General features: G+C 46.4%; 8 protein-coding genes. 6 read left to right on the plus strand and 2 right to left on the minus strand.

What is annotated here, in order from left to right:
• Window positions 1–34 precede the first annotated feature (34 nt).
• From ACUZ8J_RS14085 to ACUZ8J_RS14110, 6 genes are all read left to right on the plus strand, one after another.
• Window positions 35–265, plus strand: coding sequence for a hypothetical protein (locus ACUZ8J_RS14085; protein ID WP_011073026.1), 231 nt, complete (start codon window positions 35–37; stop codon window positions 263–265).
• Window positions 266–659: 394 nt separating this feature from the next.
• Window positions 660–1,682, plus strand: coding sequence for a TRAP transporter substrate-binding protein (locus ACUZ8J_RS14090; RefSeq protein WP_109286437.1), 1,023 nt, complete (start codon window positions 660–662; stop codon window positions 1,680–1,682).
• Window positions 1,683–1,744: 62 nt separating this feature from the next.
• A complete protein-coding gene (locus tag ACUZ8J_RS14095) occupies window positions 1,745–2,389 on the plus strand; it encodes a TRAP transporter small permease (protein WP_011622146.1) in 645 nt (214 codons plus the stop codon).
• The gene (locus ACUZ8J_RS14100) at window positions 2,389–3,786 is read left to right on the plus strand and encodes a TRAP transporter large permease (RefSeq protein ID WP_248967223.1); all 1,398 of its coding nucleotides are present in this window, start codon (window positions 2,389–2,391) and stop codon (window positions 3,784–3,786) included. Before ACUZ8J_RS14095 ends, ACUZ8J_RS14100 begins: the two co-directional genes overlap by 1 nt.
• A gap of 99 nt (window positions 3,787–3,885) precedes the next feature.
• Entirely contained in the window at window positions 3,886–5,697 is a 1,812-nt protein-coding gene (locus ACUZ8J_RS14105; RefSeq protein ID WP_109286435.1) for a sensor histidine kinase, read from the plus strand.
• The gene (locus ACUZ8J_RS14110; protein WP_011716480.1) at window positions 5,694–7,073 is read left to right on the plus strand and encodes a sigma-54-dependent transcriptional regulator; all 1,380 of its coding nucleotides are present in this window, start codon (window positions 5,694–5,696) and stop codon (window positions 7,071–7,073) included. The genes ACUZ8J_RS14105 and ACUZ8J_RS14110 overlap by 4 nt, the downstream gene beginning before the upstream one ends.
• Window positions 7,074–7,198: 125 nt before the next feature.
• On the opposite strand, the gene ACUZ8J_RS14115 is transcribed toward ACUZ8J_RS14110, so the two are convergent.
• Both ACUZ8J_RS14115 and ACUZ8J_RS14120 read right to left on the minus strand, forming a co-directional pair.
• Complete coding sequence (locus tag ACUZ8J_RS14115; protein ID WP_446694171.1) at window positions 7,199–10,270, minus strand: transglycosylase domain-containing protein; 3,072 nt, start codon at window positions 10,268–10,270, stop codon at window positions 7,199–7,201.
• A 283-nt stretch (window positions 10,271–10,553) separates the two neighbouring features.
• A complete protein-coding gene (locus ACUZ8J_RS14120) occupies window positions 10,554–11,132 on the minus strand; it encodes a thymidine kinase (RefSeq protein ID WP_037420539.1) in 579 nt (192 codons plus the stop codon).
• Between the last annotated feature and the right edge of the window lie 462 nt (window positions 11,133–11,594).

Consider the following 11,594-nt stretch of genomic DNA (forward strand, 5'->3'; position numbering starts at 1 on the left):
ATTGTTGCCTTAGGCATATTTGGAGATCATCACTATGGCCAGCGTCAGTCAATCTGCATCCCTCACCAATATTGCAGCGTATTTAAAACATACCCATGCCTGCGATGAACAAACCGCGCTAAGGGAAGCCCGTGAAGTCATGCAAAATCTGGTCAGCATGCGCCAGAAAGGCTTTATTACTGGCTGGTACTTCGATGAACGTGGACATTTAGAGCTGCTCCCAAGCGATGAAATCCTCAAACGAATTGGCGAAGATCATGGCTGACTCCCGCATTGCTTACTCTTCGTCATCTCAGCTATCCCCTGCTTCACAGTCATTTTTCAAACAGCTTTTGATCTAAAAGCAACTTATTTTGCTCAGTTAATCATCAAGCTAAAAACCTCTGTTCATATCCCACAAAATGCAGTTTGGGTGGATTTCCACCCATAGCGAAAATCAACGTGAGCGAGATCTCACCCACAAAACTAAAAGTGTGACAAACGTCAAATGAACTACACTTTATTAACCAAACACTTACAGAGTGCATCGTAAGTTGGCGTGGTATTTGCCTTTATTAAGACAGACCTCAGGGAAATCAAGGCTGTATTCCTACTCACACTTGGTAACAAACTAACCAAGGCTGAGGACAAATCCTAACAACAGAAAAAGGAACTCAAAAATGACATTGAATCAACAGATGGGTATTACACGTCCATTAAAAACCGTCGCAAAAATGCTGGCACTGGCCTCAGTGTTTGCGACCAGCTTTAACGTGTTTGCGGCGCCCGTTGAAATCAAGTTCTCCCACGTGGTTGCTGAAAACACGCCAAAGGGTCAAATGGCGTTGAAGTTTAAAGAATTAGTTGAACAACGTTTACCTGGTGAATATACGGTCAGTGTATTCCCTAACTCACAGTTATTTGGGGATAACAACGAGTTAGCAGCACTTCTGTTAAACGACGTGCAATTTGTAGCGCCTTCTCTCTCTAAATTTGAGCGTTACACTAAGCGCCTACAGGTTTTCGACCTGCCATTCCTGTTCAATGACATGGATGCAGTAAACCGTTTCCAACAAGGTGAAGCCGGCCAAGCCCTGCTGAACTCAATGAGCCGTAAAGGGATTGTCGGTTTAGGTTATCTGCACAATGGTATGAAGCAGTTCTCTGCTAACACTCCACTCAAACAACCTTCTGATGCTAAAGGCTTAAAATTCCGCGTGATGGCATCTGACGTATTGGCTGCTCAGTTTGATGCAGTTGGCGCCATCCCAGTGAAAAAACCTTTCTCTGAAGTGTTCACTCTGCTGCAAACCCGTGCGATCGATGGTCAAGAAAATACTTGGTCAAACACCTACTCACAAAAATTCTATGAAGTTCAAAGCCATATTACTGAAAGTAACCACGGCGTTCTGGACTACATGGTCGTGACCTCTGACGCCTTCTGGAAAGGCTTACCAGCGGATAAACGTAAAGTGATCAAAGAAGCGTTAGATGAGTCTATCGCCTTAGGTAACAAGATCGCTGCTGAAAAAGATAACGAAGACAAGCAATTAATCCTTGATTCTAAACGTTCTCAACTGGTGACCTTAACACCAGAAGAACGTCAAAAATGGATTGATGTAATGAAACCTGTTTGGGCGAAATTTGAGGACCAAGTAGGTAAAGATGTGATTGAAGCCGCTGTTGCTGCAAATAAACAATAATGAAATAAACCGCTTAACCTCTATTTGGGGTTAAGCGGTATTTGAGCGAGGGGAGTACAGCTGTGATATCGCGAATTTTTGGTTACTTTGAAGAAGGGGTGCTTAACCTCTTGATCACCTTGATGACACTCTTAGTGTTCACTGAGGTCGTGGCGCGGTTTTTCTTCAATACCGGTTTTTTATGGATCCAAGAACTAACCTTAACCCTCTGTGGTTGGTTTGTGCTCTTTGGTATGTCCTATGGGGTGAAAGTCGGTGCTCACATCGGTGTTGATGCGTTTGTAAAAAATCTGCCCCCTAAGGCTAAAAAGGTCACTTCCCTAGTGACGGCATTGATTTGCTTGGCTTATTGCGGACTGTTTTTAAAAGGTAGCTGGGAATATCTGTCACAGATGTACCAAATCGGCGTACCGATGGAAGATATTCACTTTCCTAAGTTCCTGTTAAACAGCTTAGATCCCGACTTTGCTTGGAACACCTTAAAGATTGATGTCGAAGACGGCGCTGTGCCCATTTGGTTATCCCAAAGCATTCTGTTGATTGGTTTTAGCATGTTGACTTGGCGTTTCTTTGAACTGTTTATCGCCATCCTGCGCAACCAAGTCTCAGGATTCCAATTTGCCGATGAAGCGAAAGAAAGCATGCATTTAATTGATGAAGCAGCTCAGCACGCACAACAAGAAACAGACAACAAGGAAGCGAAGTAATGGCCATTGCGACCCTCTTTACTGCCCTACTCGTCTGTATGTTTTTAGGTATGCCTATCGCGATTGCGTTAGGTTTCTCAAGCATGCTGACGATTTTATTCTTCTCCAACGATTCCCTCGCCTCTGTGGCGTTAAAACTTTATGAGTCATCGTCAGAGCACTATACCCTGCTGGCGATCCCTTTCTTTATTCTTTCCTCAGCCTTCCTGTCAACCGGTGGGGTGGCACGACGGATCATCGATTTTGCGATGGACAGTATCGGCCATATCCGTGGTGGTTTAGCCATGGCCTCAGTGATGGCCTGTATGTTGTTTGCCGCGGTGTCAGGTTCATCGCCCGCGACTGTGGCCGCCATTGGCTCGATTGTTATCGTCGGCATGGTAAAAGCGGGTTATCCCGAAAAATTTGCCGCTGGCGTCATTACCACTTCTGGCACCTTAGGGATTTTGATCCCACCTTCAATCGTAATGCTAGTGTATGCGGCAGCGACGGAAGTGTCGGCAGCCAGAATGTTTATGGCGGGCTTAATCCCAGGTTTGATGATGGGCTTCCTGCTGATGATAGTGATTTATATCGTCGCCCGTTTTAAAAATCTGCCATCACGCCCCTTCCCCGGCTTTAAGCAACTGGGTATTTCCAGTGCCAAAGCCTTAGGCGGTCTGGCGCTAATTCTTATCGTGTTAGGTTCAATCTACGGCGGTGTGGCCAGTCCAACCGAAGCCTCTGCCGTAGCCTGTATGTATGCCTATTTCATTGCGGTATTTGGTTATCGCGATATCGGCCCATTGAAAAATGTGGCTTGGCGTAATCCTAATGAGCCCATCCCCAACGCGATTGCCCGTAACTTAGGCCATATGGTGCTCGGGCTGATTAAAACCCCAATCGACAAAGAAATTCGCCATGTGGTGCGCGACGGGGCAAAAGTCAGCATCATGCTGCTGTTTATCATTGCCAACGCCATGCTATTCGCCCACGTACTGACCACTGAGCGTATTCCGCATATCATTGCCGAACACATTGTTGGTATGGGCTTACCCGCTTGGGGCTTCTTAATCATTGTCAACTTACTGCTGTTAGCGGCGGGTAACTTTATGGAGCCATCAGCCATCGTGTTGATTATGGCGCCGATTTTGTTCCCAATTGCCACTCACTTAGGTATTGATCCTATTCACTTAGGTATCATTATGGTGGTGAACATGGAGATTGGTATGCTGACGCCGCCGGTGGGGCTTAACCTCTTCGTGACGGCGGGGATCACAGGCCGCAGTATCGGCTGGGTGATCCAATCTGTACTGCCGTGGTTAGCACTGATGTTGGCCTTCTTGGCACTTATCACCTATGTGCCACAAATCTCCCTGTTCTTGCCGGAATTTCTGGATAAGCTCAACGGATATTAATCTCAAGGAATAAGGATTATTCCTTGATTCTAGATAGTTTTTAAGCGAGCCTACTCAGGCTCGCTTTGTTTTATTCAGTGTGGATCAGGATCGCCTGCTATGTTGCCCATGACGCCCAAGGCCAAACAACGTCTTTTAATGACCATAGTGTTACTTGCGGGCTTATTTGCCATCTTAAAATTAACCTACTGGGTGCACTTTTATCAGGGCAAAATTGAAATCCAACAGCAATCAGAAAAACAACTTAAAGAGCTGGTCAGCTTCCTCGATGGCGCCCTGTCGCGTTACGAAAGTATCCCCCATGTTTTGTCGACCAACCCCATGCTCGCCAATGTGCTCAACGATCAACAAAACCCCAAGAAAGTACAAGAACTTAACCTGTACTTGGAAGAAATTCAGCATGTGACTGAGGCATCCGATATTTATCTTATCGACGCCCTCGGTATTGCGATTGCCGCCAGCAACTGGCAACAAAGTTTTTCATTTATCGGCAAAGACTATTCCTTCAGACCCTATTACACCGACGCGATTTCAGGCAATTTGGGCCGCTACTATGCGGTAGGCACCAGTTCGGATAAACGCGGCTTTTACTTTTCTTACCCCATTTATCAACAAGGCGCGAAGGGTATTCTGGGTGCCATTATTGTGAAAGTGGATATCGCCGATATCGAGCAGCAAAGTACCAGTATTGCGATAGCGGGCCAGTATCAGTTCCTCATCAGCGATCCCGACGATATCGTGTTTATCTCCAGTGTCGATGAATGGCGCTTAGCCTCGCTTACGCCGCTGACTCAGGCGAAACAATATGCCTTAAACGCCTCGAAACGTTACGCCGAGCGGCCGATTGGTGAATTACTGATTAAACCCCAATACCAAGAAGACAGCCTGAGTAATGGCCATATCTATCAAATTCGCTCCGGCAACAGCCAAGCGCAATACATGGATACCCATCACTTAATGACCAAAGCAGGCTGGCGAGTGCACATTCTGGCGCCGATGAAACCTTTGCTCGAGTCTATGCCCGCGCTTATGCTGTTATCGGCCTCCATCTATTTACTGCTTGCCTTAGGCTTACTCTTTAGTAGCGAGCGGCGTCGCAACCTACAGCGAATGCAACTTGCCCAGAGTTTATTAGAACAAAGGGTGGAAGAGCGCACCCAAGATCTGCAGCAGGCCAATAATCGTCTCAAAGACACTCAGGATGAACTCATTCAAGCGGCTAAGTTGACCGTGATAGGTAGCCTATCCGCCAGTATCAACCATGAGCTGAATCAACCCTTAGCCGCCCTTCGCAGCTACGCACAAAATACCCAAACCTTCCTCGCCCGCAATATGCCGGATAAAGCCTCTGATAATCTTAAAATTATTATCGAGCTGACCGACCGATTAGCCGATATTGTCGGCCAATTTAAGAGTTTTACCCGCAAGAGCCAAGGCAATGACAGTGCCACCGACCTCAAAGGCTGTATCAAGCAAGCCCTGACCATAGTCCAGCCCGAAATCGACAAACAAGGGGTTGAACTCGATGTGCTGCTCCCCGAAGGCCAATATCAGGTCTGGGGGGATAAGGTGAGGTTACAACAAGTGTTTGTGAATATTATGAGCAATGCGATTGTTGCCATGCAGCAATCCTCAAAACGAACACTGAGTATTAGGGTAAACTGTCAGGACAAGTTCTGTATCAGTATTCAGGACTCGGGCCCTGGGGTGCGCGAGAGCCAAATGGAGAAGATTTTTGAGCCCTATTTCACCACCAGCGAACGTACAGGGCTTGGACTCGGGTTATCCATTTCCCAGCGCATTATCGAGTCCATGCAGGGGCAAATTAATGTTGCCAATGCCGAGGACGGCGGCGCCATTTTCCAAATTATTTTACCGATTTATTTAGCCGAGGAACGTCAGTCATCATGAGTCTGCCCAATTCAATTCAAGACTATAGCGTACTGATCATCGACGATGAGCCCCATATAGGCACAGTGCTCGTGCAGCTTTTTGAGCTGGAAGGCATTAAAGCCTTCGCCACTACCGATCCTAAAGGAATAGCCAAATTACTCGACAGAGACTGGGCGGGCGTGGTGATTTCCGATGTGAATATGCCGCAGCTCGACGGCATCAGTTTGATGCAGCAAATTCGTCAGCAGGACCCCGATTTACCCGTGGTGCTGCTCACCGGCTTTGGCGATATCGCCATGGCGGTCAATGCGTTAAAACAAGGGGCCTACGATTTTCTCGAAAAACCCTTTAACAACGAACACATGCTAGACGTGGTGAAACGCGCCTTAGATAAACGCAGCCTCACCTTAGAGAACCGTAAATTAAAGAAAGAGTTAGAAAGCCATAACGTGCCAGGCCCAAGAATATTAGGCCACAGCGTCGGCATTTTGCGTATGCGTCACATCATAGACCAAGTGATCGACACCCCTGCCGATGTGCTTATTGAAGGTGAAACCGGTACGGGTAAGGAATTGGTCGCCCGCTATCTGCACGACCACAGCAGTCGCAATCAAGCCAACTTTGTGGCGATTAACTGCGGCGCGATTCCCGAAAACTTGATTGAGAGCGAACTTTTTGGCGCCGAAGCCGGAGCCTTTACCGGTGTAGATAAACTGCGTATCGGTAAGTTTGAGTATGCCAACGGCGGCACACTCTTTTTAGATGAAATCGAAAGCACGCCACTGTCGCTACAGGTCAAACTGCTGCGGGTACTCGAAGATCGCAAGGTCGAGCGCCTAGGCTCCAATAAGAGTATTCATTTGGATATTCGGGTGATTGCCGCCACTAAGGTGGATTTAAAGTCCCTGTGCGACACGGGAGAGTTTCGCCAAGACTTGCTCTATCGCTTAAATCTAGTGACAGTGCCCATTCCACCACTCAGGGATCGCCGCGAAGATATTCCCTTATTATTCTTACACTTTGCCCGTATGGCCTCGGCGCGTTATCACAAGGCGCTGATTGCCCTCAATGCCGAGCAGAATGCTATCCTCACCTCCCACGACTGGCCGGGGAATGTGCGCGAGCTGCGAAATCTGGCAGAACGTTATGTATTACTCGGTGGTGAAGCCGCCTTCGCCGGCAGCTTAGGTAATGCACCGAGTCTGCATACCAGCATGTCGCTGCTGCAACGGGTCGAGTTTTTTGAGCGGGTATTGATTGAAGAAGCCCTAAGTCATAACAAGGGCAGCATTAAGCAAACCATGGAGCAACTCGAACTGCCCCGTAAAACCTTGTACGACAAGATGCGTAAGTACGATTTAGACCGCAAACAATATATCAACGCTGACGAGTAAGCCTGTCGGTGCCAATAAAAACCCCGCAAACCAGTTCACGGCTGCGGGGTTTGCTTTATCTAAGGAACTTCAAACTCGCATTACAATGCTTATGTTTCAAAAACGCATATTGCAAAAGTGAGTTATTACTCATCCCGCACACACATGCCCTTCGAGGATTTCACATAGGGCGCGAGAATAGGCATCATGCCCTTCATCACTTGTAATGGCAGCGCCGAGGTAAAACTAAAATCGTCCGACTTACTGCCCGGCACAAACGCAGTTAAAGTGCCGAAATAGTTATCCCCTAAATAGAACACAAACGTCGCGGTACGGTTCATCGCCGTGGTAGCCACTTTGCGGCCCTGCTGCATCTGGGTCACGATACGGTTATCACCGGTCCCCGTTTTACCACCAATTGCCAGCATCTCGCCGTTGTCGTCGGTAAAGATACCCTTAAGACGTCGTGCAGTACCGTTTTGAACGACGTTTGCCAGCGCCGCCTTTAAGGCTTGGGCGACTTCATGGCGCATCACTCGTTCGCCTTGGGTATTTTGGTTTTCGAGCCGAACTTCATAGGGCGTCTCTTCGGCAAAGTGCAGTTGATTAATCCGCACCGTCGGTAAACGATAACCATCGTTTTGAATAATCCCCATCAATTCCGCCAGCGCTGCGGGTCTGTCACCCGAACTACCCAGCGCCGAGCCTAAAGAAGGCACCATAGATTCAAATGGATAGCCTAAACGCGCCCAACGCTGATGAATGTCGAGGAAGGCTTCCACCTCAAGCATCACTTGTACCCGCACATCCCGCGCGTTTTTATGTCGGGTTCTAAACAACCAACGGTAAACCTCTTGGCGCTCATCCTTACTGGCCTCTTTCACATCGTTGAGGTTGGCCTCAGGATGTTGATTCAAATAATCAAGCACCCAGAGTTCGAGCGGATGCACCCGCGCGATATAACCTTGGTCGGGCAGATTATATTTCTCAGGACCGTACTTGTTATACAGCTCTTTAATGCGTTTATCCGTGTAATTGTTTTGCGGTAAACGCTGCTGCAAAAAGGCTTTAAACGAGGCCATGGACTCATTAGGCTGCAAATAACGGTAAGCCGCGGTAAGCTGCTGCTCCGCTTGGGTTTGGCCATCAAAGAACAGTTCTAAACGCTCATTGGGCGCCACTTTCTTATATTTACGGTAGAACTTATTGACGAAGGTATTGCCTTCGCGATCAGCAAATACGCGTAAATATTCCTCACGGCGCGGGTCCTTATCGTTGCGCAGCAAACGCGCCATATTGCCTTCGTTTTGCATGCTGCTGCTGTAGTTGACTATGTCCCGCATTAAGCGCACGAAGGGCAAGTTGATCGAGTCTTGCAGTGCTTGGTACATGGTCGGAACCTTAAGATCTTCTGTTTTCTTAAAGTTATTAAATACATGCAAACCACCACCCGTGAAGAATTGCTCATTCGGTGAGGCAGAATATTCCCGTTGTAGCGCCGCATCCAACATGCGGTCAAGGCGTCTATCCGGATTCACAATTAAGTAATCAATCGCCCAGCGCGTGAGATGATCGCGGGGCTCAATCTCAATCGACTCTAACTCAATACCGTGTTTCTTCGAGTATTTGTCGTGGATTTCGGCAATGATCTCCAAGTAAGTTGCCAGCACTCTCAGTTTAGCCGTCGAGCCCAGCTCTAACTTACTGCCTTCGTTAATATCAAAAGGCTGGTCGGTACTGTCGGTTTGCACCCGCACTCGGTTAGCCGTCTCGGTTTTTTCGTAGAGGGTAAAACTGTAGAGCACATTTTGCAGCTGGCTGGGCTCGAGTAAGCGCTCACCTAAGAGACCTACTTTTTCGGCCGTTGATACTTGCCCAAGGCTACGTAAGTAATGACTTACCTGCTGTTGCAATTCACTGTGCAAGCTGCTGTTTACGGTCAAATCGAGCCTGTCTAAATCATATAAACCGACATTTAGCATGCCCGCGGTACGAATGCGTATGGTATTAACGCCTTTATCCGCTCCCGACTGAGTATTACGCTGGGGTTTAACGACCTTAAACTGTAATTTTTGAGCCAATGCCGCATCCCGCAGTTTACGGTCAATCAAATAATACTGGCCGAGTAAACGGATATGGCTGTCGACGAGGTTTTCTAAATCCTCATGTCCCTGTAACAAATAATAGGAAGGACGACGCTGGGCAATCATTAACGCCACCACTTGACGGAACACTTGGCCACGCTTAGCCGCATTAGCCTTAACTTGCGGCGAAGCAAGTAGTTTATTAGCGGTATCAAAATCGGTACCAAACCACGCCCACAGGCCATCGCCTATTCCATGCACTTCACCGTGGTTAGGCGCAGAGGATAAAGGCACAGTATTTAAATAATCTTGGATAATGCGTTTACGGGCAGGCTCGGTAATTTCCCCCTGCTGATAAACGCGCACTGTGGCCGAGCCAATTTGCAGCAGTTTATCCTTGATGCTTAAGGTTAACCCTTGGGAGGAATGGCGGAACTTCTCGATTTGTGTCGCCAGCGTACTGCCACCGGCGGTAGAGACATTCATCCCCACCATTTCAGCGATTTGACTCATCCCCGCCACAATAAAACGTGGCCAGTCGATCACTGGATTCAGTTTTGGCTCTGTAGTCCATAACTCGCGGTTTTCAATAAACAGCAAAGTATTGACGATTTCATTAGGGATTTTATCGTCATCCTGATACACACGTTTTGGATAAGTGAACTCGTAGAGATCGGTATTGCGACAGTCAAGCAAAGTCAAACCCGATTGTGCTTTCTCATGGTAAGGCGGGAAAAAGCCTATCTGGGCGTATTCCTGCAACGCAGGAGAAAACTCAACCTGCTGTGTCACTTGGAAATTACGTTGCAATAAGCGATCAATATATTGTGGCAACTTACTGTAGCCATGACGCTCATCGAAGGGGCCATAACTTGGATAGATAATCGACTGAGTAGGCTCGTTTTTCAGCTCATAGGTCAGAGTTTTAGCGTATTGGTGAATATACTTAGACTGGTAATAAGAGGTTTTGACCTCCTGACCAATCAAAATCGCTAAACAAAAAACCAGAATAAATAATAGAAACCAAGCACGCCCTTTAGATCTAGGCTTACGCTCACGCTTTGCCTTAGGCTCGGGTTGTGGCGGACGAGGACGATAGTTTTCAAATTGCATTTCTTGCGTAGAATTAGGCAAAACGGCTCCAAAAAATCACTTAACACATCCTTTCTACGTGGGATTTTTCCCAACTTATGCTTAATACATCAACATGAAGTACAACGGCAAAACTCACACTTATGCTTATCTGAGTGTATCGCCGCGATACATTCTTATTACCTTGCTCGAACAAGATCTAACTGCTCTTGGATGATGGATTATATGTGTTATATCTCACCATATTTTAATGACTTGGCAGCAAGCCTCAAAGTGGTTAGCACAAAAATTCTTATATTTTGGTTAAGTGCTAACCGAGCTTAGGTTAATCCCAAATAAACTCACGAAAATGTTTACGGCATACCGATTCGTAACTTTCATTACCGCCAATTGCGACCTGCTCACCTTCGCGCATGACTTTTCCTTCACCATCTAGCCGCACCACCATATTCGCTTTGCGACCACAGTGACAAATGGTTTTTAGCTCAATTAATTTATCTGCCCAAGCTAATAAATAATGGCTACCACTAAAAAGCTCACCTTGAAAGTCAGTCCTCAACCCATAGCACAATACAGGGATATCTATATTATCAACAATATATGTAAGTTGTTTGACTTGTTCTTTAGTTAAAAACTGGCATTCGTCTACCAACACACAACTCAAATGATTCACTTGATGGGCAGCGGTAATCATTTCAATCAAGTTGTCATCACGGCTAAAAACCTGCGCCTCGGTCTCAATACCAATCCGCGAAGCTACTTTGCCCTTACCGTATCGATCATCGATAGAAGCCGTCATCACTAACGTATTCATACCGCGCTCACGGTAGTTATAGGAAGATTGTAATAAAGAGGTAGATTTACCCGCATTCATTGCTGAATAGTAAAAGTACAATTGCGCCAAAATGAATCCCTTTTTCAAACTGATTGATCATATCTCTGTCACCAGAGTTTATGCCGCTTAGTTTAGCATTGCGCTTGACCCTAGCACACTAGGCCTTTCTCAGCTTTTATACTGAAATCTCAATCTAAATATCTAGAATGGATATTTTAGTGATTTCATGGTCAATCAACTTTGAAAATCATTGTTCGTATTTCTGTTCAACGCTCAACATATGGAAACAGATAAAGCCATAAAAGCGCAATTGTTACAACAACCTTAATTTAACCTTAAATATTGTTTTAATTAAGAAAAATCACATTAACAAAAGTTTAGAAATGCGATCTACCTCCAAAGTTATAGTCCTAAATGCGGTTTGGTTCAAAAAACAAACATATCAATAACAGTAATATTTCATCCGAGACCAAAAGTACTCAATTTAAAAAATAAAAGTATTCGATGCTTGCAAATGAAATCAGCGGTTCA

The organism is Shewanella sp. Koi 1 (assembly GCF_052907445.1).